Source organism: Flavobacterium sp. (assembly GCF_965277525.1).
Classification (GTDB): domain Bacteria; phylum Bacteroidota; class Bacteroidia; order Flavobacteriales; family Flavobacteriaceae; genus Flavobacterium.
The window spans coordinates 269646-294543 of the sequence record NZ_CBDIDC010000001.1 but is presented as its reverse complement, the minus strand read 5'-3'; the positions used below and the strand labels follow the sequence as shown (position 1 = coordinate 294543).

Annotated in this window: 24 protein-coding genes and 1 tRNA gene; 14 read left to right on the top strand and 11 right to left on the bottom strand. The window is 34.9% G+C overall.

The genetic code is table 11. The features are described from left to right. Positions 1-221 precede the first annotated feature (221 nt). Both mnmD and ACQY44_RS01195 read left to right on the top strand, forming a co-directional pair. The gene (gene mnmD, locus ACQY44_RS01200) at positions 222-887 is read left to right on the top strand and encodes a tRNA (5-methylaminomethyl-2-thiouridine)(34)-methyltransferase MnmD (protein WP_428228593.1); all 666 of its coding nucleotides are present in this window, start codon (positions 222-224) and stop codon (positions 885-887) included. Positions 888-1052: 165 nt separating this feature from the next. Then, positions 1053-1250: a hypothetical protein gene (locus ACQY44_RS01195; RefSeq protein WP_428228592.1), complete on the top strand. Its 198-nt coding sequence runs from the start codon at positions 1053-1055 to the stop codon at positions 1248-1250. Positions 1251-1283: 33 nt separating this feature from the next. Here ACQY44_RS01195 and ACQY44_RS01190 read toward each other — a convergent pair whose 3' ends face one another. Continuing rightward, positions 1284-2228, bottom strand: a complete 945-nt coding sequence (locus ACQY44_RS01190; protein WP_428228591.1) for a LysR substrate-binding domain-containing protein — start codon at positions 2226-2228, stop codon at positions 1284-1286. A 107-nt stretch (positions 2229-2335) separates the two neighbouring features. On the opposite strand from ACQY44_RS01190, the gene ACQY44_RS01185 reads away from it, so the two are divergent. The 4 genes from ACQY44_RS01185 to can all read left to right on the top strand — a co-directional run bounded on the left by ACQY44_RS01185 (position 2336) and on the right by can (position 5730). Continuing rightward, positions 2336-2815 carry a Dps family protein gene (locus ACQY44_RS01185; RefSeq protein ID WP_428228590.1) on the top strand — a complete coding sequence of 160 codons (480 nt, stop codon included), beginning with the start codon at positions 2336-2338 and terminating at the stop codon, positions 2813-2815. A gap of 133 nt (positions 2816-2948) precedes the next feature. Next, positions 2949-3230: a hypothetical protein gene (locus ACQY44_RS01180; protein WP_428228589.1), complete on the top strand. Its 282-nt coding sequence runs from the start codon at positions 2949-2951 to the stop codon at positions 3228-3230. A gap of 82 nt (positions 3231-3312) precedes the next feature. Beyond that, positions 3313-4962, top strand: a complete 1650-nt coding sequence (locus ACQY44_RS01175) for a SulP family inorganic anion transporter (RefSeq protein ID WP_428228588.1) — start codon at positions 3313-3315, stop codon at positions 4960-4962. A 129-nt stretch (positions 4963-5091) separates the two neighbouring features. Beyond that, a complete protein-coding gene (gene can / locus ACQY44_RS01170) occupies positions 5092-5730 on the top strand; it encodes a carbonate dehydratase (protein WP_428228587.1) in 639 nt (212 codons plus the stop codon). A 34-nt stretch (positions 5731-5764) separates the two neighbouring features. On the opposite strand, the gene ACQY44_RS01165 is transcribed toward can, so the two are convergent. Both ACQY44_RS01165 and ACQY44_RS01160 read right to left on the bottom strand, forming a co-directional pair. After that, entirely contained in the window at positions 5765-6967 is a 1203-nt protein-coding gene (locus ACQY44_RS01165) for an LETM1-related biofilm-associated protein (protein ID WP_428228586.1), read from the bottom strand. Positions 6968-7073: 106 nt separating this feature from the next. After that, a complete protein-coding gene (locus ACQY44_RS01160) occupies positions 7074-7601 on the bottom strand; it encodes a superoxide dismutase family protein (RefSeq protein WP_428228585.1) in 528 nt (175 codons plus the stop codon). Between the two features lie 210 nt (positions 7602-7811). On the opposite strand from ACQY44_RS01160, the gene ACQY44_RS01155 reads away from it, so the two are divergent. From ACQY44_RS01155 to ACQY44_RS01145, 3 genes are all read left to right on the top strand, one after another. Then, on the top strand, positions 7812-8249 hold the full coding sequence (locus tag ACQY44_RS01155; RefSeq protein ID WP_428228584.1) for an META domain-containing protein: 438 nt from the start codon (positions 7812-7814) through the stop codon (positions 8247-8249). 33 nt (positions 8250-8282) lie between these two features. Then, complete coding sequence (locus ACQY44_RS01150; protein WP_428228583.1) at positions 8283-8804, top strand: DUF4251 domain-containing protein; 522 nt, start codon at positions 8283-8285, stop codon at positions 8802-8804. 73 nt (positions 8805-8877) lie between these two features. Next, entirely contained in the window at positions 8878-9360 is a 483-nt protein-coding gene (locus ACQY44_RS01145) for a hypothetical protein (protein WP_428228582.1), read from the top strand. 73 nt (positions 9361-9433) lie between these two features. Here the strand turns inward: ACQY44_RS01145 and ACQY44_RS01140 are convergent, their stop codons facing one another. Next, the gene (locus ACQY44_RS01140; RefSeq protein ID WP_428228581.1) at positions 9434-10528 is read right to left on the bottom strand and encodes a glycoside hydrolase family 18 protein; all 1095 of its coding nucleotides are present in this window, start codon (positions 10526-10528) and stop codon (positions 9434-9436) included. 104 nt (positions 10529-10632) lie between these two features. Here ACQY44_RS01140 and ACQY44_RS01135 point away from each other — a divergent pair, with 104 nt between their 5' ends. Continuing rightward, the gene (locus ACQY44_RS01135) at positions 10633-10788 is read left to right on the top strand and encodes a hypothetical protein (protein WP_428228580.1); all 156 of its coding nucleotides are present in this window, start codon (positions 10633-10635) and stop codon (positions 10786-10788) included. A 72-nt stretch (positions 10789-10860) separates the two neighbouring features. Here ACQY44_RS01135 and ACQY44_RS01130 read toward each other — a convergent pair whose 3' ends face one another. The 7 genes from ACQY44_RS01130 to ACQY44_RS01100 form a co-directional block, all read right to left on the bottom strand. Beyond that, entirely contained in the window at positions 10861-12666 is a 1806-nt protein-coding gene (locus ACQY44_RS01130) for an acyl-CoA dehydrogenase family protein (protein WP_428228579.1), read from the bottom strand. 47 nt (positions 12667-12713) lie between these two features. Then, the gene (locus ACQY44_RS01125; RefSeq protein WP_428228578.1) at positions 12714-13064 is read right to left on the bottom strand and encodes a four helix bundle protein; all 351 of its coding nucleotides are present in this window, start codon (positions 13062-13064) and stop codon (positions 12714-12716) included. Between the two features lie 130 nt (positions 13065-13194). Next, positions 13195-14376 (bottom strand): thiolase family protein, encoded by a 1182-nt coding sequence (locus ACQY44_RS01120; RefSeq protein WP_428228577.1) that lies wholly within the window; start codon positions 14374-14376, stop codon positions 13195-13197. 92 nt (positions 14377-14468) lie between these two features. Next, on the bottom strand, positions 14469-16859 hold the full coding sequence (locus ACQY44_RS01115) for a 3-hydroxyacyl-CoA dehydrogenase NAD-binding domain-containing protein (protein ID WP_428228576.1): 2391 nt from the start codon (positions 16857-16859) through the stop codon (positions 14469-14471). A gap of 60 nt (positions 16860-16919) precedes the next feature. Beyond that, positions 16920-17378 (bottom strand): MarR family winged helix-turn-helix transcriptional regulator, encoded by a 459-nt coding sequence (locus ACQY44_RS01110; RefSeq protein ID WP_428228575.1) that lies wholly within the window; start codon positions 17376-17378, stop codon positions 16920-16922. A 221-nt stretch (positions 17379-17599) separates the two neighbouring features. After that, positions 17600-18637, bottom strand: a complete 1038-nt coding sequence (locus tag ACQY44_RS01105; RefSeq protein ID WP_428228574.1) for a helix-turn-helix transcriptional regulator — start codon at positions 18635-18637, stop codon at positions 17600-17602. Between the two features lie 222 nt (positions 18638-18859). After that, entirely contained in the window at positions 18860-19474 is a 615-nt protein-coding gene (locus ACQY44_RS01100) for an HD domain-containing protein (RefSeq protein ID WP_428228573.1), read from the bottom strand. Positions 19475-19936: 462 nt separating this feature from the next. Here ACQY44_RS01100 and ACQY44_RS01095 point away from each other — a divergent pair. The 4 genes from ACQY44_RS01095 (at position 19937) to ACQY44_RS01080 (ending at position 24890) form a co-directional block, all read left to right on the top strand. Next, positions 19937-20053 (top strand) — tRNA-OTHER (locus ACQY44_RS01095). A gap of 249 nt (positions 20054-20302) precedes the next feature. Then, positions 20303-22543: a hypothetical protein gene (locus ACQY44_RS01090; RefSeq protein ID WP_428228572.1), complete on the top strand. Its 2241-nt coding sequence runs from the start codon at positions 20303-20305 to the stop codon at positions 22541-22543. Between the two features lie 499 nt (positions 22544-23042). Further along, positions 23043-24464, top strand: a complete 1422-nt coding sequence (locus ACQY44_RS01085) for an RtcB family protein (RefSeq protein ID WP_428228571.1) — start codon at positions 23043-23045, stop codon at positions 24462-24464. 105 nt (positions 24465-24569) lie between these two features. After that, entirely contained in the window at positions 24570-24890 is a 321-nt protein-coding gene (locus ACQY44_RS01080) for a S24 family peptidase (protein ID WP_428228570.1), read from the top strand. Positions 24891-24898: the final 8 nt, after the last annotated feature.

Genomic DNA, 24898 nt, shown 5'->3' with positions numbered 1-24898 from the left:
AAATTAAGTAAAAATAAGTAATTTGCTTAGTAAAACTGCATTATTTATGGCCTTTAACTGAGATTTATTTATCTTATAATAAAGTAAAAAAAATGAGACAGTTTTATAAAGAATTTATGAAAAAACAGCCGATTTTTAAGGCTTTACGCATTTGTTTTGATTAAATTTGACTCAGAAAATGCCTTAAATACCAATAAAACCAGATTATAAATTCTTAAAAAGTGAAAAGAGAAATAATTAAAACGCTAGATGGCTCAACGACAATTCATTTACAGGAATGGGACGAATGTTACCATTCTAAACATGGTGCCATTCAGGAAGCCAAGCATGTTTTTATAAAAAATGGACTTTCGTTATTTGACAATAAGCCTGTAAGTATTCTTGAAATTGGTTTTGGAACAGGTTTAAATGCTTTTATTACCTTTTTAGAATCGATTCAAAAACAGCAACAAATTAATTATGTTGGGGTAGAAGCATACCCTGTTGCTGCAGCAGAAGTTTTAGAAATGAATTATGTCAGTGAGCTTGACGCATTGGAATTTGAGAATATTTTTGAGGAAATGCATAAATGTGAATGGGATCAAAAAATAGAAATTTGCAAAACGTTCTCGTTAACCAAAAGGAAACAATTTTTTGACGAAATAGACGATTTTGAAATTTTTGATTTGATTTACTTTGATGCCTTCGGATATCGGGTACAACCAGAGCTTTGGAGTACTGCTATTTTTCAGAAGATGTACAATAGTCTAAAGCCAAATGGAGTTTTGGTAACGTATGCTGCAAGAGGAGTTGTTAAAAGAAGTATGATCGAAGTTGGATTTACTGTTGAGAAATTGGCTGGCCCTCCGGGAAAACGAGAAATGTTTAGAGCCTTTAAAAAGGTTTAAATGAGTTGTTTAGAATTATTCTATATTGATTTATATGTATTAAGAAAACGTATTCGTTGCTAAAGTTTTTAAAATAATAAGTTAAAATGAATGCTTATGAATGATATTTGATTAAATTTGTGCGAGTTTAAAAATAATGATAACCCCCGAAAATCTTATTTTATTATGTCAAAAATGATGTTTGATTACACGAAATCAATACTTGAGAGAGTTAGTTTCGATCCGATACTTTTCTGTAAAGAACTAGAAAAAGCTATCAAAACACTGTTACCATACGAAATGGAACAATTGCAAGAATGGTTAATGAATTTTATTATTGAAAAACCAGAACTAAAACAAAGTTTACTACTAATCACAGTATAAGAAAAAGGAGCCAATTGGCTCCTTTTTCTATTTTTATTTCTTTTGTTGTAGTGGACTAATGATTTGAACATTCTGAAAAACAATGGCTCCTTTGACAACTCCGGCGATTGTAGATCGTAATGCATCAATGATTTGCATTTTTAATTCGCTCTTAGGGTAAATTAAACTTACCTCGCGGGCAGGTTTTGGTTCTTTAAAGTTTCGTAGTTTCAGTTTATCGGAATCTTTTAAGTCTAAGGTGTGCAAGTACGGAAGTAACGTTGTGCCCAAACCTTCGTCGGCTAATTTGATTAGGGTTTCAAAGCTGCCGCTTTGTATCTGAAAATTATTCTGATCGATATCAGAACCGTTTTTGCATAAATTCAAAATTCCATCTCTAAAACAATGTCCGTCCTGCAGAAGCAAAATCTCATTTAAGTTTAAATCGGAGACTTCAATTTCCTCTTTTTGAAAACTGGCATGGTGTTCCGGGATATAAGCCACAAAAGGTTCAAAATATAAAACGATCTCTTTTATTTTTTCATCCTCAAGCGGAGTTGCCGCAATTGCAGCATCAAGGTGACCATTTTTTAACTTTAGAATAATTTCATCGGTATTCAGTTCCTCAATCAGGAGTTTTACTTTTGGGTATTTCTTGATGAAGTTGTTTAAAAACATGGGCAAAAGTGTTGGCATAATAGTAGGGATAATCCCTAAGCGAAATTCACCTCCTATAAAACCTTTTTGCTGCTCTACAATATCTTTGATTCTATCGGCTTCGTTTACAATGTTTTTGGCCTGGTTGACAATTTTTTGACCAATATCAGTAAGTTGAATGGGTTTTTTACTTCTGTCGAAAATTAAAATATTGAGTTCTTCTTCAATTTTTTGAATTTGCATACTTAAAGTCGGTTGAGTAACAAAACATTTTTCTGCAGCAAGTGTAAAATTTTTGTGTTCGGCAACAGCTAACACATATTGTAATTGAGTAATCGTCATTTTGATAGTATTTTGTGATGCAAAAATAAGAAAATATAATTTTTTTTTATAACATTTTTAAAGAACTTATATTAAATTTGTAGTAAACTTATTATAAAATGAAAACTATGAAAACAAATATTTTAGGATTACCAGTTAAAGAGTCAGAATTGTTAGTAAAAGAATTGAATATTCTGTTGTCAAATTTTCAAGTATATTATCAGAACTTAAGAGGAATACATTGGAACATTCGTGGTAAACGTTTCTTTGATTTACATGTTAAATTTGAAGAGTTGTACACAGATGCCCAATTAAAAATCGATATGATTGCAGAAAGAGTGCTGACAATAGGCGGAACCCCTTTGCATACTTTTGAGGATTACATTAAAAATAATAAATTAACTGTTGGAAAGAACATCTCAAACGATGAAAAAGCAGTTCATTTAATTGTAAGTTCATTATCTGATTTATTAAAAATAGAAAGAGAAATTCTGAAGCAATCAGATGAAATTAATGATGAAGGAACTAATTCGATGATGAGTGACTTCATTGCAGAACAGGAAAAAACGATTTGGATGATGAATGCATGGTTAGAAGAAGAACTGTAATTGATTGTTTTTTAGTATAATATAAACAGAATGATGGTTTCTCCGTCATTCTGTTTTTTTATGATTGTTAAATTTGTATAAATTTTTTGCTCTCACGCTTTGATTTTATTTGTTTAACACTATTTTTGCTGCAATGAAACTAATCGCTCGCATATTATTATTCATATTTATTGCTTTCTTATCTACCCCAACAATTGTTCAGGTGATAAAGAAAGGGACAAATACGGCTATATCTTTTAATTGCGCTGAAGAAGAAGTTCATAAGGAACTTAAATCTGTAGTTCATGCTACCATATTGGAGCATGAGGTTTTGTTACCTGTTTATATTCAAAAGAAAACGATTGTTTCTGGAAACATCGTAAAATTAGATAATATTTCTCCGAGCATTTTTGCTCCACCTCCTAACTTGATATAATACTTCCGATTATTTTGAACTACACTGCATTTTTGATTAAATGTGGTAAATCTTTAATGAATAATTTTTTTAGTATTGTATTATGACAAAAAAAATCAATCTTTTTGCCAACCTTAAATCTGATTTTGCTTCAGGTTTAGTGGTTTTCTTGGTGGCTCTACCGTTGTGTTTAGGTATCGCAATGGCTTCTGGAGCACCTTTATTTTCGGGAATTATTTCAGGTGTTATTGGTGGTATTGTGGTTGGTTATTTAAGCCAGTCGCACATTAGTGTTTCGGGACCAGCAGCCGGGTTAACTGCTATTATTTTGACTGCTATTACTGATTTAGGTGCTTTTGATGTGTTTTTAATGTCTGTTTTTATTGCTGGATTAATTCAATTAGCATTAGGGTTTTTAAGAGCCGGAAGTATCTCAAACTATTTTCCAACGAATGTTATTGAAGGAATGTTAGCGGGAATCGGGATCATTATTATATTAAAACAATTGCCTCATGCTTTTGGTTATGACGCAGATTTCGAAGGTGATCAGGCTTTTGTCCAAAACGACGGAAGTAATTCCTTTTCGTTTTTATTTGATGTCCTGAATCACATACATTTAGGAGCAGTAGTAATTTCACTTGTTTCATTTGTGATCTTAATTTCATGGGATAAAGTTTCCTTTTTAAAGAAATTGAAATTAATTCCCGGGGCACTTGTTGCTGTTCTCGTTGGTATTGCTTTAAATGAAATTTTTGTTTCTACAGGAAGCTCATTGGCGATTGCAAAAGAACATTTGGTTTCATTGCCAGTTCCAAAATCTTTTGATGAATTTAAATCTATTTTAATTACACCAAATTTTGCAGCGGTTACAAATCCGCAAGTTTGGGTAGTTGCTATTACAATTGCCATTGTAGCTTCTATAGAAACATTATTATGTATTGAAGCTGCTGACAGAATGGATGTTCAAAAACGTTACACCAATACAAATGTTGAGCTTAGGGCGCAAGGTATTGGTAATATTGTAAGTTCACTTTTAGGTGGTTTACCCATGACATCAGTTGTAGTGAGATCATCAGCTAATAACAATGCAGGTGCAAAATCAAAAATGTCGGCTATTATTCACGGGGTACTTTTGCTATTAAGTGTTTTGGCTATTCCGGCACTTTTAAACAAAATTCCATTGGCAACTTTGGCAACCGTGCTAATCCTGGTCGGATATAAATTAGCTAAACCTGCAACATTCAAACATTTTTGGGAGAAAGGAAAATACCAATTCATACCGTTTGTAGCCACTTTAGTATTTGTTGTGGCAACAGATTTACTTAAAGGTGTTGCATTAGGGATTATTATAAGTATTATTTTTGTATTGAGAGGGAACTTAAAAAGAGCGTACAGCTTCAAAAAAGAAGAATACGAAGATGGAGATGTTATTCATATCGATTTGGCACAAGAAGTTTCATTTTTGAACAAAGCAGCTATAAAATTGACACTGAATGAGATTCCTGAAAATTCTAAAGTTATTATTAATGCCCAGGATACAGAATATATTGCACATGATGTTTTAGATTTGATTCGCGAGTTTAAAGAAACACGTGCTGTCGACGAAAACATTAAAGTAAAACTAAAAGGGTTTAAAGAAGCATACGAGCTCGAGAATTCTCCTGATGTTAACAACCATGTGACTATAGAGCATTATTATGATGTTGCAAAAAGAGCATTGGTTAAAAAAGAAACGGTAAAAGAAGATTTTTAAGATAAATTTATTAAACGAGGTATTTCTTACGTGTTGAGGAGTGTCAAATTTAGGTAACTTTGAACAAAGTTCTTTTGATATGTTCTGAACATATAAAATACCATTCAAAAACTACAAAAAAACAAAAAAATGAGAGAGTTTTATAAGCAACTACTAGAAAACAACAAAGAATGGGTTGAAAAATCATTAGCATTAGATCCTAATTATTTTGCAGATTTAGCTAAAGGTCAAACACCGCCATTATTATGGATTGGATGTTCTGACAGCCGTGTTCCTGCCAATGAAATTATTGGTGCTAAACCAGGAGAAGTTTTTGTACACCGTAATATTGCCAATATGGTGGTACACTCTGACATGAATATGTTAAGTGTTCTTGATTATGCTGTAAACGTTTTGAAGGTAAAACATGTTATTGTTTGCGGACACTACGGTTGTGGTGGTGTAAAAGCGGCAATGGGTAATATGTCTGTTGGAATTATCGACAACTGGATTCGTCACATTAAAGATGAATACCGTTTGCATGACAAATACTTAAACTCGATTGAAGATGAAACAGAGCGTTTTAATGCTTTTGTTGAAATCAATGCTAAAGAGCAGGTTTATAATTTGGCCAAAACGTCAATTGTACAAAGTGCCTGGAAAAATGGTCAGGATTTAATGCTTCACGGATGGGTTTACGGATTAAATTCCGGTTTTGTAACTGATTTAGATGTGAACATTAGTTCGAATGACGAATTAGATGAGGTTTATCAACTGAGTAATCTATAAAACATAAAAAATCGCCTCAAAAGGGCGATTTTTTTTATTCGTTTTCATCCAGATTTTCATTAAAAGCCGATGGTAATAAGGTTGGGATAAACTTGATTAAAATCGGTAATAATAAACTTCCGCCCGGAAGTAAAAAGATGGTCAGTGACGGAATCGTTTTGCAAATATCTAAAAGCTGTTTTTTTACTTTCTTTTTTTCTTTGGCATCCAGATCTCTCGTGGTTGAATAGGCCAATAGAATCATTAATTCTTTACTCTGGATAATTTCCTTAACCAATCTGTTTTTGTTTCTTACGATTAGTTTTACAACGCTATGCGTCATCTGATCGTAAAAGTGTTTTACAGGATTGGAATAATTAAAATACGGAATTTTCTTTTTATGTGTGGTGATAAAAGTATTCGTTGTATCGATGCTTTTGGTTACAAAATCATCAGAAACGCCCATCATTGATCCTAAGGAGTATAAAAAGTATGCTTCTTCATTCTCTACCACACCATCACTCCACAATGCCATTCCGGCCATGTCAATTAAATAATAGTTTTCGAGCTTATTTTTAAAATAATCCAGTTGCAAAGTTTCTAAAGTATCAACGGTAACTTTTGAAAATTTAGAATAACGTATAGAAGCCTCAAAAAGTTTAATCAATAAATCATCATGCTGCGATTTGGCCGTTTTGGTTTTTAAAGCCAAAGCCACAATACCCAACACGGTTTCTTCGATTCTTTTTAAATACTTTTCAGGAATTGCTCCTTTTTCTAAATATTGTCTGAAAGCCAAAACATCAATAAACAAAAGCGCATTGGTAACTAAATGCGAAAAGTTTTTACTGATAATGCTGTCATTGGTCTGAACCCTTTGATCTATAATGTTCTCTAAAGATAGGGAAGGAGTGTCTTTTGGGAGTAAAATTTTAAATAAATTGAATCCTTCAGGATTCATTTCGTTATAAAATTTTAAAACTTCGGTAATAAAATTATTAGGTTCAAAACTTCTCTTTTCTAAACAAAAAACGCCGTACAAAGTATTTAATAAGGCAACTTTAGAAATTTCGGTTTTAAACCAGCCTTTTATAGGAATAGGAATTCTGGAATCAATAGTTATGATGTGGCCATAAATAAAACCGGTTTCTCTGACTTTATAGTAAAACGAATCCGTAGTTTCAAAAGGAATTGCTTCTGAAAACTTTTGTTCACTAAAAAACTTGTCTATCCAACCTGATGCTGATGGGTTAATCATTAACTTTAATTTATAGCTGCAAAGCTATATCTTTTTCTCGTTTTAGGATAAATTTTAAATGAAATAACCACTAGATTTTGTGAAAATAGTGGTTATTAGAAGATTTTTATTTAATGATTCCTGCGCAAGCAACTCTTCCGCCGGCATTTCCGGTTGGTTGTGTCGTAAAATCATCTGCTCCCTGATGCACAATCAAACCTTTTCCAAGGATGTCTTTGTTTGCATCTCCGCAACCAATACACCATTCATCAGTCGTTAGTGTTATAGTTCCGTTACCTTTTGCATCTGCAGTAAAGTTTCCAATATCACCTTTGTGGTATTCTGCAACACCCCATTTTCCGTGTTTTTTGAAAGTTGGATTCCAGTGTCCGCCAGCTGAACTTCCATCGGCTGAACTACAATCTGCTTTTTCGTGAATGTGGATTGCGTGAACTCCGGGTTGTAAACCGCTTATTTTTGCAACAAAAGTTACTTTACCATTTTTCTCTGTAAAAGTGGCACTTCCTGCAACTGTACTGCTACTTTTTGGCTCTAGTGCTACAGTCAGGGTTTTAGCATCATTTGATTTTGTACTGGTCTTACAACCAACAATTAAAGCTGTAATTATAGCGAAAGAAACAATTATTTTTTTCATGTGTGAGGCTTTTAAATTAAAGATTAAGTAAATTTAACATAAAATTCCGACATTGCTTGACCGTAATAGTTAAAAAAATCTAAAACTATTGGTTTGTAATTTAAATGCTCCTTTAAGTGAAGAACCAAAAATTATTGCGTAATTTCGTATAACCTCGAATTGAAATTTTAAAATTAGTGTTCATTATTTTTTAATTTAATACTTATAATTATGATAAAGAATGTTTTAACTTTAATTTTTTTAGGAGCGGTCTTGATTTCCTGCAATGCTTCTAAGGCTCAGAAAATTAATTCAGTTGCTCAACTTGAGGGAACGTGGGAACTAGACTATATCAGTGGCCCAAGAATTGCTTTTGACGGGTTGTATCCCAATAAAAAACCAACCATTCATTTTAACGTAAAAGAAAATCAGGTTTCCGGAAGCAATAGTTGTAACTCTTTTACGGGGAAACTCATTGTAACGGGTAACAAAATCGATTTTACACAACCAATGGCGGTGACCAAAATGATGTGTATGGATGCACAACAAGGGGAACAGGTTTTTATGAGCACTTTGCCAAAAATAACTTCGTATGATGTTACCGATAATGGTAAAACACTGAATTTTATTTCCGGAGATATTGCCATGATGCGATTTACCAAAAAATAGATAACCCTTATTTGGTTTTAAAAGAGCTATACTATGAAAACTAAATTATCCCTTTTATTAATGTTAATGTGTTTCTTAAGCTTTCCTGTTTTGGCACAGCAAAAGACTAAAAAAGAACTAAAGGCCGAAAGCGATTTGCAGAAGCAAAAAGAAATTGAAGCCCTCATTGAGGCTAAAAACTTTGTTTTTGAAGCGCAGAAAGTTAATCCTATGGGAGGCAGATTTATTATTCTGGATTACAATACGTACTTTCTAAACTTCAACACAGAGAAGACCACTTGCGATTTACCTTTTTTTGGACGTGCTTTTAATGTTGCATACGGAGGGGATGGCGGAATAAAATTTGAAGGAATACCTGAAAAAATAAAAGTAGAAAAAAAGAAAAAAAGTTATACCATAAGAACTTCAGTCAGAGGAAAAGACGATGTCTATGATTTAATGTTTTCTATCTTTTTTGATGGAGGGGCAACTCTTTCTGTAAATAGTAATAATAGAGCATCCATCTCTTATACAGGAGAAATTAAAGCTCCAAAAACGGAAGAGATTAAAAAGTAATAGTATTTTTAAGTAAGAAAAATCAGTATATTTGATACTCATAAATTTTACAAACAAATTTAAATTTAAAACTATGAAAAAATTAAGTCTTATCCTTATTATGGCAATTGCCTCGTTTTCATCTTATGCTCAGTCTTCGTTTAAAGAAGATGTTGAGGTTTTGCAAAGTGTTTATGGTAAATCGAAAAGTGATCTTGTCAAACAATACATGAATTTATCGGATACGCAATCTGCCGCTTTTACAAAAGTTTACGATAATTATGAAACAGAACGCAAGGCTCTTGGCCAAACAAAGTTTCAGCTCATTAATGATTATGCTGTAAATTATGCGACACTAACAGATGCAAAAGCAGATGAGTTGGCTACAGGAACTTTAAAAAATCATTTAGCTTATGAAAAATTATATGCTAAAACGTATAAACAGGCGAAAAAAGCTGTTGGAGCAATAAACGCAGCTAAATTTCTGCAATTAGAGGTGTATTTGCAAACCATAATCAGAGCGGAGATTTTGGAGTCTATTCCTTTTATTGGTGAATTAGACAAATCAAAAATTTAATAACTTTCTTTATAAAATAAAAAAACGGCAGTTATTTTACAGAACTGCCGTTTTTTATTCCTTTAAAAATGATTTATTTGGCTGTTTTTACTTTATAAATAGCATCTACCATTCCGTCACGCGGACTGTCAAGAGTAAGTTCCCAGAACATGATACCGCCTAATTTTTTAGTTTTTACATATTCCGTTTTAGCTTTTATAGATTTAATATCATCTGATGTTGCAAAAGTTTTTGTACCTGCATTATACCAATATGGTGCTTGTGCCTTTTCATCGTAAAAATATTTCCAGCCATTAGCTTCTGTATAAGTAGTGGCAAAATTTTTAAAATCAACGCCCTGAATATGTTCTCCGGCTTGATACAAACCGTTATTTATATTCTCTACATTTTTCCAGGTTCTGGTATAAAAAGCACCTCCAATAATTAATTTTTCAGATGGAACTCCTTGTTTTAATAAATATTCAACGGCTCTGTCTGTAGATTCTTCTTTTGGATTTGTACTGTATAAAGGAGTATGATGTCCGGTAACTTTAGAATATCCGTTTACCAGATCATAACTCATAATGTTGATGCGGTTTACTAATGGCGCTACCGCTTTCCAGTCAATAGATTCGTCCAGATATTTTTGAAAACCTCCGGCAGCAAAACTCAATTCATATTTTTTGCCTAAAGTGGTACGTAAAATTTTGATTAATTCTGTAAAATTAGGTTTGTCAGCAGGTTGGTATAAATGCCCAGGCAGTCCCTCAATTGCCGGATATTCCCAATCTAAATCTAAACCATCTACTTTAAAATAGGTACTCACTTCTTTTACTGATTTAGCAAAAGTTAATCTTCCTTCAGGAGTAGAAAATGCAGCAGAACAAGGCTCACAACCACCCCAGCCACCGAGCGACAGCACAATTTTAAGTTGCGGATTAGACGCTTTTAAGGAAACCAAATATTTAATTGTGGTAGAATCTTTAGGAGAATCAACACTTAGTTTTCCGTCTTTTAAATGGCAGAAGCTAAAAATAATTTGATCTAATTTGTTTACTTCGTAGTCGTTGATGAGTTTGTCATCACCTGTGTAATAAGCAATGATGTCCATCTTTTTGTTTTTTTGTGCAAATGTACTTGTGGTAAAGCTGCACAATACAATCAGGGCAATCAGTTTGATTTGTTTCATTTTATGTTTTTTAAAGTTTTTAGAATGCTAAATATAAAACATTAGGATCGAAATTTTGTCATACATTTTGTAACAGAAAGACAATTTTAATAAAGATTTGTGAAATGATATCCCAAAATACCGTAGGGGCGCATCGCAATGCCTCTCCTCATTGTGTAGAAGCATTGCTGTGTGGCTCTAAAAAAAAGTATGCCAAAGATTACGGTATTAAAATGATTTTAAAAAAATCTGAGTTAATCCTGAAATCTGTGGCAAAATAAAAAAAAATAAACCCGCACTGTTTCGGATTAGTGCGGGTTCAAACAAATTAAAAGCTAAAAACTATTTTTATATTAGAAGCAGTATTCATTTTCTGCAACTAATTTAGACGTTATAACCTCTCTTAAGGCTACAACATTTGGATTGTTTGTGTATTTTGTAAAACGTTTAAGTCCCATTAACATCATGCGTTGTTCGTCACCTTCAGCAAAAGAAATAATTCCTTCTTTACCTCTTGAGTTTACAATGTCTACAGCTTTATACAAGTATAATTTTGCCATTGCAATTTGCTCTTGTACTTTGTCTTCACCTTGATTTTTGGCTAATTTTTCAGTTCTAAGAATGGTACTTTCTGCCATATAGATTTCGATCAGGATATCAGAAGCAGCCATTAACAACTGTTGGTGAGAGTCTAAATCCGGTCCGTATTTTTGAACAGCGCTTCCGGCAACCATTAAGAAAACTTTTTTCAGGTTTGCGATGATTCCTTTTTCTTCAGCAAATAATTCAGAGAAATCAGGAGTGTCGAAAGATGGAATTCCCATTAATTCTTCCTGAACTTTCATAGCCGGTCCTAATAAATCAACATGACCTTTCATAGCCTTTTTGATTAACATGCCTACAGAAAGCATTCTGTTGATTTCGTTTGTTCCTTCGTAGATACGAGCGATACGAGCATCTCTCCAGGCACTTTCCATTGGAGTGTCTTCTGAGAATCCCATTCCTCCAAAAATCTGAATTCCTTCGTCAGCACAAGATTGTACGTCTTCAGAAACTGCCACTTTCAGAATAGAACATTCGATAGCATATTCTTCAACACCTTTTAATTCAGCTTCCTGATGTGTAGTTCCTTCCGCTTCACGAGCAGCAATTCTGTCTTCGATATCTTTTGCAGCACGGTAAGAAGCACTTTCTCCAGCGTAGGCATTCGTTGCCATTTCAGCTAATTTAGAACGGATAGCTCCAAAAGATGAAATTGCAGTGTTAAACTGGATTCTTTCGTTAGCATATTTTACTGCGTTTGTAGTTACTCTGCGTTGTGCATCTAAACAAGCTGCTGCCAATTTAATACGTCCAACGTTCAAAGCATTCATGGCAATTTTGAAACCGTTTCCTCTTTCAGATAACATGTTTTCAACAGGAACTTTTGTATCGTTGAAGAAAACCTGACGAGTAGAAGAAGCACGTATTCCTAATTTATGCTCCTCTTCATTCATAGAAATTCCGTTAGACGGATCGTTTTCTACGATGAAACCAGTAATGTTTTTATCATCACCAATACGGGCAAAAACGATGAAAACGCTACAGAAACCTGCATTCGAAATCCACATTTTTTGTCCTGTAATAGAGTAGTATTTTCCATCTTCAGATAAAACAGCTTTTGTTTTTCCTGAGTTAGCATCAGATCCTGCGCCTGGTTCAGTCAGGCAATAAGCTCCAAACCATTCTCCGGTAGCCAATTTAGGAACGTATTTTTTCTTTTGTTCTTCAGTACCATAAAGCGTAATTGGCATAGTTCCAATTCCGGTATGAGCTCCAAAAGCAGTTGAGAAAGATCCTGTAGCTCCAGAAATGTAATCGCAAACTAACATAGTAGATACGAATCCCATTCCTAATCCGCCGTATTCTTCAGGAACTGCAACTCCAAGAAGTCCAAGTTCACCCGCTTTACGCATAGATGCTTCTGTATAAGCATAATCTTTTTTCTCAAAACGATCTTTATGTGCCCATAATTCTTTGTCAACGAACTCTTTTACAGAGTCACGCATCATTAACTGCTCTTCCGAAAAATCTTCTGGTGTAAAGACATCTTCGCATTTTGTTTCTTTAACTAAAAACTGACCACCACGGGTTACGTTTTTTTCGATTGTATCTGCCATTGCTTATGTTTTTTAGGTAAAAGATGAAAGAAGCAAGAAGCAAGATTTTAATTTAACTTGCTTATGAACCCTGATGTCATCCTTTGAAATTCAATTATTTTGTTTTCTATTTCTTCTGTTTTTTCTTTTGATAAATAGTCGTTTTGACAAGCTATCAATAATTGTGTTTGTAATTCAAATGAAGATCCTAAACTAATATTCAGATAATGTTGAAAATGTTTATTTCCTCTGTTTGAGCCTTCAGCTATATTAGAAGGCATTGAAACAGAACATCTGTTCATTTGACTTGTCAAGCTATACGTTTCTGATTTTGGAAAAGTGGCAGTTAGTTTATAGATATTATTAGTAATTTCCATAGCTAAAATCCAAATTTTCAAATTCTTAAAATTGTGTCTCATGTTTTTAAAGCAAGATAAGAAAGTGCGAATTAAAAAGTAAGTTTTTTATTACTTTTAAGAAATATTCATTCTTATCTTTTCTTCAAAAAGACAAATCTTTCATCTTGCTTCTTTGCTCTATTCTCTCTCCTTAAAGAACCTCGTAAATCCCCGCAGAACCTTGTCCAGTTCCCACACACATAGAAACAATCCCGTATTTATTACCTCTGCGTTTCATCTCATCAAATAACTGAACAGAAAGTTTAGCGCCTGTACATCCCAGAGGGTGACCTAAAGCAATTGCTCCACCGTTTACGTTTACGATATCAGGATTTAAACCTAACTCACGAATTACAGCCAAAGACTGAGAAGCAAAAGCCTCGTTTAATTCAACCAAGTCAATGTCTTTCAATTCTAAACCAGCTTGTTTCAATGCTTTCGGAATTGCTTTTACAGGACCAATACCCATGATTCTTGGCTCAACACCAGAAGAAGCAAAGTTTACTAATCTTGCAATTGGCTCAAGGTTTAATTCTTTTACCATATCCTCGCTCATGATCAAAACAAAAGCAGCACCATCACTCATTTGAGATGAGTTTCCGGCAGTTACGCTTCCGTCAGCAGCAAAAACAGGTCTTAAACCAGCCAATGCAGCAACAGAAGTTCCGGCTCTTGGGCCTTCGTCTTGTTTTACAACGTATGATTTAGTTTCTTTTTTACCATTTTCATTGATGAAAGTCTGATCAACAGTAATCGGAACGATTTGTTTGTCGAATTTTCCTTCAGCTTGCGCTTTCAGGGCTTTCATGTGAGAGTTGTAAGCAAACTCATCCTGATCTTCTCTTGAAATTTTATATTGATTGGCAACCGCTTCAGCAGTTAAACCCATTCCCCAATAGTAATCTTCGTGACCTGCAGCAGCCACTTTATAATCCGGAGTTGGTTTGTAACCTCCCATCGGAATAAAACTCATACTTTCTGCACCACCGGCGATGATACAATCTGCCATTCCTGATTGGATTTTAGCAGTTGCCATTCCGATAGTTTCTAATCCAGATGCACAATAACGGTTTACGGTTACACCAGGAACATCTTCCACTTTTAATCCCATAAGAGAAATCAAACGTCCAACGTTAAGTCCTTGTTCTGCTTCCGGCATGGCATTTCCTACCATAACGTCATCGATACGTTTTTTGTCAAAATCAGGCAGTTCATCCATCATAAACTGAATGGTTTCTGCAGCTAATTCATCAGGTCTTTTAAATCTAAAAACCCCTTTTGGTGCTTTTCCTACCGCAGTACGGTAAGCTTTTATTATATATGCTGTTTTCATTTGTTTTTGTTTTTTTTAAGATTTATTAGAAGAAAGAGGCAAGAAGCAAGATATTTCTAAAGTCTTGCTTCTTGTTTCTTGCATCTTATTATCTAGTTACGAAGTGGTTTTCCTTTAGTTAACATATATTGAATTCTTTCTAAAGTCTTACGTTCAGTACATAAACTCAGGAAAGCTTCACGTTCGATATCTAATAAATATTGTTCAGATACTAAAGTAGCTTCAGATAAATCACCACCAGCCATTACGTAAGCCAGCTTGTTAGCGATTTTCTTATCGTGCTCAGAAATGTATTTTCCAGCTTCCATTTGATCTGTTCCCACTAAGAACATTCCAAGAGCTTGTTTTCCTAATACTTTCACATCCGTTCTTCTAATAGGTTGCGTGTAACCAGCTTCAGCCATTAACAAAGCATGTTTTTTAGCTTCAGCGATCTGACGATCTTTGTTTACTACAATAACATCTTTTCCATGTTGAAGAAGTCCTGTATCAAAAGCCTCGTAACCAGAAGTAGATACTTTCGCCATAGCGATCGTTAAGAAATACTCCTGAAGAACGTTTAATTCCACATCGTTTTTGCGGAATAAATCAGACGCTCTCAAAGCCATTTCTTTAGATCCGCCACCACCAGGAAGTACACCAACACCAAATTCAACTAATCCCATATAAGTTTCTGCAGCAGCAACCACTTTATCAGCGTGTAAGCTCATTTCGCATCCACCACCAAAAGTCATTCCGTGAGGTGCTACTACAACTGGAATTGAAGAATAACGAACGCGCATCATCGTGTCCTGGAACAATTTGATCGCCATGTTCAATTCGTCATATTCCTGCTCAACCGCCATCATGAAAATCATTCCGATATTAGCCCCAACAGAGAAATTCGCTGCCTGGTTTCCAATAACTAAACCTTGATATTCTTTTTCAGATAAGTCAATTGCTTTATTGATAGCAGCAAGAACGTCGCCACCAATTGTATTCATTTTTGATTGGAATTCTAAGTTCAAAATTCCGTCTCCTAAATCCTGAATGATTGCACCACTATTACTCCAAACTTTTTTGCTTTCGCGAATGTTGTTTAGGATAATGAATGAATCTTGTCCAGGAACTTTTACTTGTGATTTTGTTGGAATGTTATAGAAGAAAGTTGCTCCTTCTTTTACAGAGTAGAAACTTTCGCTTCCAGAAGCTAACATTTCGTTAACCCATGCAGCAGGCTCTAAACCTTCTGCTTTCATGATTTCGATTCCGTTTGCAACACCTATGGCATCCCAAATTTCAAATGGACCATTTTCCCATCCAAAACCGGCTTTCATCGCATCATCAATTTTGTATAATTCGTCTGAGATTTCAGGAATTCTGTTTGACACATAAGCAAACATTCCGGCGAAACTCTTACGGTAGAATTCTCCCGCTTTGTCTTTTCCTTTCACTAAAACTTTAAAACGGTTGATAGGTTTATCAATAGTTTTGGTAAGTTCAAGCGTAGCAAAATTTGCTTTTTTAGCAGCGCGGTATTCTAATGTATCTAAGTCTAAAGAAAGAATATCTTTATCTACTTTTTTATAAAAACCTTGTCCTGTTTTGCTTCCTAACCAATTATTTTCCATCATTTTTGTGACGAAATCAGGAAGTTTGAACAATTCGTGCTGTTCATCTGTTGGGCAGTTTTCATAAATACCATTTGCAACGTGTACCAAAGTATCCAAACCAACAACATCAACGGTACGGAAAGTAGCCGATTTTGGACGACCAATTACCGGACCGGTCAATTTATCGACTTCTTCAATCGTTAATCCCATTTCTTTTACCAGGTGGAACAAACTCTGGATTCCGTAAATACCAATTCTGTTTCCAATAAACGCCGGAGTATCTTTAGCAACAACAGATGTTTTTCCTAAAAATTTAGATCCGTATTCGTTTAAGAAATCCAAAACTTCAGTTGAGGTTTTAGGGCCAGGAATAATTTCAAATAATTTTAAGTAACGCGCAGGGTTAAAAAAGTGAGTTCCGCAGAAGTGTTGTTGAAAATCTTCGCTTCTTCCTTCGCTCATAAAATGAATCGGAATACCAGAAGTGTTTGAAGTAACCAAAGTTCCCGGTTTACGGAATTTCTCGATTTGCTCGAATACCAATTTCTTAATATCCAAACGCTCTACCACAACCTCAATAATCCAGTCAACATTGGCAATTTTTGCTATATCATCAGTCGTATTTCCAGTCGTGATTCTGCTTGCGAATTTCTGACTGTAAATAGGGGACGGTTTCGATTTTAATGAATTCGCCAAGTGCTCGTTTACCACACGGTTACGAACAGCTTTACTTTCAAGCGTTAATCCTTTTTTAGTTTCAGCTTCTGTCAACTCGCGGGGTACGATGTCAAGCAATAAAACTTCAACACCAATATTGGCAAAATGACAAGCTATACCTGAACCCATGATTCCGGATCCAATTACAGCAACTTTTTTAATTGTGCGTTTCATATTTGTTAAGGTTTGTTTTTATTTGAATTTGAATTTTCCTGCTTTCATAAAGAATTGAGGTTATTCATTTTCTGTATTTTCTGTTTGATTAAATATGTTTTTGTCCTGAATTAATTCGTTTATGATTTCTGAAACTTCGATAAAATGTTTTAGTTTTTCGTCTGAAACATGTTTTCTGATTGTTTCATTAAATTTCAGAACTGTATTTTTAGATAAATCCCTTTTTTCTTTTCCAAATTCGGTCAGGTATATCAGTACACCACGACCGTCGGTTGGATTTTTTTTGCGAACAATTAAACCTTTGTCTTCCATTGATTTTAATGTTCTGGTCAAACTTGTGGCTTCCATTCCCATTCTTGGACCTAAAGCGGTAGATGGAGTTCCTTCTTCTTTGTCAATACTCAAAAGTGCAAATCCTGTTGCCATCGTGCCGTCGTATTTTGCAGCTTCTTCATTGTACATTCTTGATACAGCTTGCCATGTAGCTCTCAAAATATAATCTATTGTTTTCTCTTTCATATGTAACTATATCGATTTCAAATATAATCAAAAAATACTATGCATGCATATAATTTTGTGATAATTTTTTGGTTAGTGAAAAAAAATCTCTGAATTAGAGTGGTTTAGGGTTAATTTTAAATTGAAATATACTATTCTTTTTTGAGATTTTAACAAATTTTATGCTGTAAAATTTGTTTTATCGTTTTAAATTAAGATTTAATTCTGCATTTTGTAGAAAATCATAAGTTTAATTCAGTATTATTTTCAGGAGTATAGCGCGAAATTGCTTTCTCGAGAATCTTTTTCATACGATTTCGTAGATTCTCAGGTTTGATAATTTCGATACCATCACCAAACCCCAATAAAATACGTTCCATTTCATAATTAGGAGAAATAAACAAATGCACGATAACACTTTTGTCCTCGTTTTCTTTAATTAGTCTTTGAGTCTGGTGCAAAGGTTTGGTCAGAACATAAGGCGCATTTACAGCATCGATCCAGAGTTCTATTTTTCTGGGTTGCAATCCAGTATTAACAGTTACTCCAATTACATTTTTATAAAATAAATCGGCATCAAAATCTTCTTCTAAATAAGGCAGATTAAAATCATAATCGATCCCAATAATTCTGTCAAGTGCCAAATTGGTAATAGGAGCAGAACCCTTTTTCTTTCCGACCAGAAACCATCTGTTATTGAATTCTTTTAAGATAAAAGGGTGAAAGTGAAATTTAGTTTCTTCTATTGATTTAAAAGATTTATAAGTAATCACCAAAACAATCTTTTTGATAATGGCCTGATACACTTCGTCTAAATAGTGTAAACCTTTTAATTCTTCGTTTTTATCCAGATAAATAACGGGTTTCGTATGCGATTTTTCGGCATAGATTTTATCTTCTAAGCGCTGTAAAATATCAGATACATCATTAAATAAAGAGAAATCCTTAAACTGTTTTAACATCGAAACCGTTTCGGTCAGAACATTCATGTCGGTTTCAGTAAGCGGAATATCGGTTATCGAAAATTCATCGTCTTCATATTTATAATATTTTTTATCGTAAACAACAATTGGAGCATTATACCCTAATTTTTCGCTTCGCATGAGTTGAATATCCATCTGAATCGTTCGTTTACTAATCGGGTTTTCGCGTCCTTCATATTCAAATAAAGCTTCGGAACAACATTCGATCAAATCTTCCAAAGTCCATTGTCGGTATTTATTCTGCAAGCATTTGTCAATGGTTTTGTACCGTATTAAGGCATTTTTGTTTTGTGACATAGTTTATGTTTTTTTTGCTCACAAAGTCGCAAATTTTTTTATCGCAGGTTTAATCTTTTAATCTGTGGTTTTAAAAACTTTGCGTCTTAGCGCGATTATTTTTTTGCTTAACCATTATATTTCAGTATGTTTTTGGACGTGTCCCTCCGGGTCGGGCTTTCGGCTTTATCTTTTGTTCCGTTCCACTTCACAAAAGGATATCGCCTCTATCCCTCACGCAAATTACGGAAACAAGAAAATCTCGCTTTCAATATTCTCTCTCGCTTTCTCCTCATATAAACTCCTGAATTCCTCCGTCTGAAAAATAAATTCATGCTCCAGAAAATGTTTCAGGGCTTTGGCACGCCCGGGTTTGTATAATAAATCAGGATAAATGCGATATTCTTTTCTAATCTGTTCAAAATAGGTTTTGTAATCTTCCCAATCTCGTGCGAGAATTTTTAAATCAAAATCTATTAACCAATTAATGTCTTCATTTTCATTATGTTGATGTTGTTGCGTTGCACAGATTGCATCAAAAACCAATTGTTTATCGAGTTTGACATTTTCAGGCAAAATGGACAAAGCATATTCAGCACTTTTAAGTTCATTGTCTTTTTTACTGCTTACATAAACGTAATCATGATAAAAAATAGAAAATAATATTTCGTTTGGAGATTTAAGTTTACCGGAATAAGTTTCAAAACTCAAAATCATATCTTTTATATGAGTCAGATTATGATAATGCCTTGATTTGCCGGAATATGCCTTTTCTAAATTCAGCCAATTATACAGGATTTCTTTTTCCTCAAAACCAATATTCAGTAGTAATTCAGTATATTTCTGTTTTAAAAACATATCCTTTTTTACTCAAATATAAAATTCTTTTTTTACTGCGCAAAATAATTGCGTAGTAGTTCTGAAATCTTTGTAATGTCAAAACGAAAGGCCTTGTAGCTTAAAAGGAAAAGCCTGCAGAAAAATACGAGCTGTAGTGTTTGCGGATATTCCGGTTAGACCCGAGCGGACTAATGGGTAGAATTTACAGAAGCACCGAAATCGTCAGGGAAAGTAGGGAAGCGTATTTAGAGCCGCAATGCCCGAAAGGGAATATGAGTTCGAATCTCATCAGGGTCACAAAAAAATAAAAGATTTTTTTACTGCGCAGAATAATTGCGCACTACTATCGAAATCTTTGTTCAGGAAATAAAAATAAGTTCATTGAAATAAAAAATTGAGTTCAACAGGTCAAGTGTAAGTTACTTCGAAAACTTTCCAACGTACACACTTACACCATTACCAGTTAACACAATTTATAATGAAGCAGTAGCTCAGCGGATAGAGCAGGTAGTTTTGAAATTATCCTAACAGGTCAATCAAAATTTACTTCTTACGCTTTTAACGTCCAGGTCGTGGGTTCGAATCCCATCTGCTTCACAATTAATGGTCAATTAAAACTTACTTCCCCAGGTTCGAGTCCTGACTTCCGAAAGGAAGTTGACGGTTAAAAGTTTTAAAATCATCATTAATAAAAAATGAGGGTCAAGATTAACTTACTTCTTCGGGGAAACCCATCTGATAAAAAGTTCATCAATTACACTCAAATTTCAGGTCAAGTGTTTCTTACTTCAAAATCTTTTAGGTAGAACCAGAAACACCATTATCTAAATTTTAAAAATTAAAAAAATGAAAACAAAAGAATTATTAAAAATCAGTTTACGTCAAAATGCTATTTTCATTCCATCAGAAATGATTGCGAATGACATCAAAAAATTATCAGGATCAACTGCGGTTTTTGTAGCCAATGTTTCAAAACTCGGATTTACATTTTCTGAGTCGTTATTACACGCTTTAAATAATGTAAACCCGAATTATAAAGTACAGGTTTTAGAAATCCTGAGAGAAGTTTTAGGAACCGATAAAAACTGGACACCATTAGTGAAAGAATGGAATATCCCAACGGGAGAATCTGGCATAGATCACATTGCAACTTTTTTCGCCAACTTTTTTAGAACGACTAACGGAACAACTTTACAATGTGGACATATTATTCCGGATAATAGTTTTCCTTTAGAAAGATACAACGGTTGTCCGTTTTGCGGAACTCCGTTTGAATTTGGTAAGATTGAAAACTTCGGTCAGGGAAGCAAATTAAAAGTATTGGATTTATGGTCAGAAAAAGAATTAGAAGATTTATACACATCATTATTGCAATCCAAAACCGCTTTAGACGCTACGCAGGCAGATAGTTTAAAGATGTTATTGAAATATTTGCCTTTGCCAAAAACTGATATCGCGATCAAAGAAACTTTGATGTTGGTGATTGCTATTTTAATCGAAGAAGGTCAGGCCGAAAAGACAGCTCAGTATTTTAAATCGCCAACCGATATCTTAAGATATTTATGGTTCAGGAATACAGGATTATTACAAATTATTGAGCCAAAAACAATCATTAAAAGAACATCAAAAAATGCTCAGCACTTTTTCAATATTTTAGATACAAGCGCGCAGGCGAAAATTGCCTCTCAAAAAGATTTAAAATTGAAATATTCCCGAAAAGAATGTTTAATGGTGGCGTCCTGGTTGAATAATCTGGATATGGATGTGGAGACAATGTGCGAAATCATGCACCCGAAAAGAGGAATGTGGGTTCGTTTTATCCGAGCGCTTCGTTTGGCAGAATACAGCAAAAGAAAAGGCTTTGAAAAATTAGCTTTTTTAATGGATGTGTTTTACAACCAGGTATACGACGTTTGGCAAAGTAAAGTGAACTTTTCAAGATTGAAATTTGATGCCGATAAAACATTTGCATTATTAAAACAACGTCCGGGATTGTTTGCACGTTCGTTATTCTCGAATATGCTTTGGTTTGGTGCAGACGAAACTATAGCACATTTCACAGAAATTATCGATAAAGTTCCGGCCAGATTGGTGTTTACCCTGAACATGTATGCTCAAAATTATTTTGATAAAAACATGCAAAGAAGCGTGAAGCCTTTGGGTGGAACCAACAAACGAATTGCACCAAATGCGTTATTAAATTTGTATGACGAAGCGCAATTAGAGGCGATGAAAAATCAAATCGAAGCGTTGTGTTTATTAGCAATGAAGAAAAGATTTGCTGCAATTGCAAACCCAAACAAAACGATGTATATCGATCCACAATTGTTTAATATGCCGGTTTCTATAGGAGATCGAAGCGAGAACGTTCAGGATTTACCGGTTGCTTTAATGGGAACACGTTTCCCGATTGAAGGTAACGAAGTGCGATTGTTTATGCAATGGGGTAACGATTTACCGGCACAACACCTGGATATGGATTTAAGCTGTCATATTGCCTATGAAGATAAAGCAGATATGTGTTCTTTTAGCCGATTGGAAACAGTGGGTTGTAAACATAGCGGTGATATCAGAAGTATTCCGAATAAAATTGGAACGGCAGAATATATCAACATCAACATTGATGAATTGGCGAAAGCCAACGCAAAATTTGTGACTTTTACCTGCAATGCGTACAGCAACGGAAGTATCACGCCAAATCTTGTCGTAGGTTGGATGAACAGCAAACACCCGATGAAAATTTCGGAAAAAACCGGAGTAGCTTACGATCCGTCGTGTGTAGATCATCAGGTTCGTGTGACGCAGAATATTGCCAAAGGTTTGGTTTTTGGAGTGTTGGATGTAGCCAAAAGAGAAATCATTTGGTTAGAGATGACCTTTGGAGGGCAAGTCGTGCAAGGTTTGGATTTTAAAGGAGTTCAGGCATTATTGGCAAAACTAAGCAGCAAATTGAATATTGGTAGTTTGTTACAACTTAAAGCGGAAGCGCAAGGTTTAATAATTACCGAAGATCAAAATGCTGATGAGGTTTACGATGCACAATGGGCGATAAATGCTGCGGCAGTGACGCAATTATTGATAGATTAGGTGCAAAGGTCCAGAGAGGCAAAGGTTCAAGGTTTTTTGTAGAGGCGCACTGCTGTGCGTCTCCGCAAAGTGTATTATGATTAATCTCGCAATCCCGATAGCTATCGGGAGCAGAGGCGCAAAGTTTTTTTTGCCACAGATTAATAAGATTAACAAGGATTATTAGAAATCTGCAGAATCTGGAATCCCGATAGCTATCGGGAGCGGGAAAAAATCTTTGAGATTATAGTAACCACACAGCTTGTCATTTCGACGTAAGGAGAAATCACACGCGGGATTCGACAAAGATTGGACTTTCGTTACGGAGTTACTTGCGAAGATTTCTCCTTACGTCGAAATGATAAACTGTGTGTTGATCACTTAAATAAAAACTTTGCGACTCTGCGACTTTGCGCGAAATAAAAACTACGCAAAATAACTGCGCACTTCTATAAAACCTTTGCACCTATGAACCTCTGTCCCGATAGCTATCGGGATTGTTCCTTAAAAAGAAAAACAAATGAAAACACAAATAAACGGTACAGATATATTAGAATTAGGATTTCCTGAAGGAAAAATAATCGGGATTGCCTTAAAAATAAATAGTAAAAGAAACGGATTTACAAGAGACGAAATGATAGCAAATTTCAAGAACGTCTTAGATACTCCAGAGAATTATATAGACGATAAAATTTTTAGCAAACTGGCAATTGCTTTGATCGAAAAATCAAACGAAAAACCGGAGGATTTTATTGCTTTAAACCAAAATCCGAATGCCTATTCTGCTTACGGATTAGAGGGAATCGAAGACGGTGCGAGAAAACAAATGGAAGTTGCCATGAAACTTCCGGTTACGGTTGCAGGAGCTTTAATGCCGGATGCGCATCAGGGTTACGGATTGCCAATAGGTGGCGTTTTAGCAACCAAAAATGCCATTATTCCGTATGGTGTTGGGGTTGATATTGGTTGTAGAATGGCGTTATCGGTTTATGATATTGCAGAGGATTTTTACTTTGAAAACGAAGCCAAATTCAAAAAAGAATTAATTGCCAATTCGATTTTTGGCGCAGGAAACGGATTTCACGGTCAATACAAAGCAGATCACGCGGTTTTAGAAAACGATGCTTTTAATATGACGCCGTTTGTGAAGCATTTGAAAGATAAAGCCTGGTCGCAATTAGGATCTTCAGGTGGTGGAAATCACTTTGTCGAATTCGGAATCATGGAATTTGCAAAAGACGATGCCGTTTTGAATATCCCGAAAGGTAAATATGTTGCTTTATTAACACATTCCGGTTCACGCGGAATGGGTGCCACAATTGCCGGACATTATACCAAAATGGCTAAAGATGTTTGTAAACTTCCTGATGTGGCTAAAAATTTAGCATACTTGGATATGAACACACAATTAGGTCAGGAATACTGGATGGCGATGAATTTGGCGGGAGATTACGCTTCGGCTTGTCATGAGATTATCCATAACAAAATGGAACGCGCTCTGGGAGCAACGATTTTAGCCAAAGTCGAAAACCACCATAATTTTGCCTGGAAAGAAATCTGGAATGGCGAAGAAGTAATCGTACATAGAAAAGGTGCAACCCCAGCCGGAAAAGGCGTTATGGGAATCATTCCGGGAAGTATGACCGCACCGGGATTTTTGGTGAGAGGAAAAGGAGAGGAGAACGCCATAAACTCGGCTTCGCATGGAGCAGGAAGACAAATGAGCAGAACTCAGGCCATAAAAAATATAACTAAATCCGAGATGAAATCGATTCTGCAAGATCACGGCGTTACGCTTATTGGTGCAGGTCTTGACGAAGCGCCAATGGCCTATAAAGATATCAATCAGGTTATGGCATCGCAACAGGATTTGGTAGATGTCGTAGCGAAGTTCACACCTAAATTGGTGAGAATGGCGGATGACGGAAGTAGAGAAGATTAATTAGAAAAAAAGATGCAAGATGCAAGAAACAAGACTTGGGAAGATAAAAGATTTAATTGTCTTGGCTCTTGCTTCTTATATCTTAAAAAATCTTAAAACAAAAAAATGAATAAATACGAACGACTGAAAACAGAATTAGAAACAGTCGGTAATGGAAAGATGAAAGCATTTGGAGACTCCATGCGCCCCATCTTAAAAAGCGGAAGTCTCTTAACCTTTGAAAAAAGTGACAAGTACCAAATAGGAGATATCGTATTCTGCAAAGTAAAAGGCAGATATATCGATGCCCATAAAATCATAAAAACCGACACCAACAAAGGTTTCCTAATCGCCAACAATCACGGATTCGAAAATGGATGGACCAAAATCATTTACGGAAAAGTGGTTGAAGCAGAATTTAAAAATGAGGTGATTTACGGTGGATAGAGAATAGA

What these genes read in the sequence shown, in the direction of transcription:
- ACQY44_RS01105 (WP_428228574.1), bottom strand. Translation starts at nt 18,637, where the DNA reads ATGTCACAAAACAAAAATGCCTTAATACGGTACAAAACCATTGACAAA.
- ACQY44_RS01090 (WP_428228572.1), top strand. Translation starts at nt 20,303, where the DNA reads ATGAAAACAAAAGAATTATTAAAAATCAGTTTACGTCAAAATGCTATT.
- ACQY44_RS01110 (WP_428228575.1), bottom strand. Translation starts at nt 17,378, where the DNA reads ATGAAAGAGAAAACAATAGATTATATTTTGAGAGCTACATGGCAAGCT.
- ACQY44_RS01145 (WP_428228582.1), top strand. Translation starts at nt 8,878, where the DNA reads ATGAAAAAATTAAGTCTTATCCTTATTATGGCAATTGCCTCGTTTTCA.
- ACQY44_RS01100 (WP_428228573.1), bottom strand. Translation starts at nt 19,474, where the DNA reads ATGTTTTTAAAACAGAAATATACTGAATTACTACTGAATATTGGTTTT.
- ACQY44_RS01120 (WP_428228577.1), bottom strand. Translation starts at nt 14,376, where the DNA reads ATGAAAACAGCATATATAATAAAAGCTTACCGTACTGCGGTAGGAAAA.
- ACQY44_RS01185 (WP_428228590.1), top strand. Translation starts at nt 2,336, where the DNA reads ATGAAAACAAATATTTTAGGATTACCAGTTAAAGAGTCAGAATTGTTA.
- ACQY44_RS01085 (WP_428228571.1), top strand. Translation starts at nt 23,043, where the DNA reads ATGAAAACACAAATAAACGGTACAGATATATTAGAATTAGGATTTCCT.
- can (WP_428228587.1), top strand. Translation starts at nt 5,092, where the DNA reads ATGAGAGAGTTTTATAAGCAACTACTAGAAAACAACAAAGAATGGGTT.
- ACQY44_RS01135 (WP_428228580.1), top strand. Translation starts at nt 10,633, where the DNA reads ATGATATCCCAAAATACCGTAGGGGCGCATCGCAATGCCTCTCCTCAT.
- ACQY44_RS01115 (WP_428228576.1), bottom strand. Translation starts at nt 16,859, where the DNA reads ATGAAACGCACAATTAAAAAAGTTGCTGTAATTGGATCCGGAATCATG.
- ACQY44_RS01180 (WP_428228589.1), top strand. Translation starts at nt 2,949, where the DNA reads ATGAAACTAATCGCTCGCATATTATTATTCATATTTATTGCTTTCTTA.
- ACQY44_RS01165 (WP_428228586.1), bottom strand. Translation starts at nt 6,967, where the DNA reads ATGATTAACCCATCAGCATCAGGTTGGATAGACAAGTTTTTTAGTGAA.
- ACQY44_RS01150 (WP_428228583.1), top strand. Translation starts at nt 8,283, where the DNA reads ATGAAAACTAAATTATCCCTTTTATTAATGTTAATGTGTTTCTTAAGC.
- ACQY44_RS01175 (WP_428228588.1), top strand. Translation starts at nt 3,313, where the DNA reads ATGACAAAAAAAATCAATCTTTTTGCCAACCTTAAATCTGATTTTGCT.
- ACQY44_RS01130 (WP_428228579.1), bottom strand. Translation starts at nt 12,666, where the DNA reads ATGGCAGATACAATCGAAAAAAACGTAACCCGTGGTGGTCAGTTTTTA.
- ACQY44_RS01140 (WP_428228581.1), bottom strand. Translation starts at nt 10,528, where the DNA reads ATGAAACAAATCAAACTGATTGCCCTGATTGTATTGTGCAGCTTTACC.
- ACQY44_RS01195 (WP_428228592.1), top strand. Translation starts at nt 1,053, where the DNA reads ATGTCAAAAATGATGTTTGATTACACGAAATCAATACTTGAGAGAGTT.
- ACQY44_RS01155 (WP_428228584.1), top strand. Translation starts at nt 7,812, where the DNA reads ATGATAAAGAATGTTTTAACTTTAATTTTTTTAGGAGCGGTCTTGATT.
- ACQY44_RS01190 (WP_428228591.1), bottom strand. Translation starts at nt 2,228, where the DNA reads ATGACGATTACTCAATTACAATATGTGTTAGCTGTTGCCGAACACAAA.
- ACQY44_RS01125 (WP_428228578.1), bottom strand. Translation starts at nt 13,064, where the DNA reads ATGAGACACAATTTTAAGAATTTGAAAATTTGGATTTTAGCTATGGAA.
- ACQY44_RS01080 (WP_428228570.1), top strand. Translation starts at nt 24,570, where the DNA reads ATGAATAAATACGAACGACTGAAAACAGAATTAGAAACAGTCGGTAAT.
- ACQY44_RS01160 (WP_428228585.1), bottom strand. Translation starts at nt 7,601, where the DNA reads ATGAAAAAAATAATTGTTTCTTTCGCTATAATTACAGCTTTAATTGTT.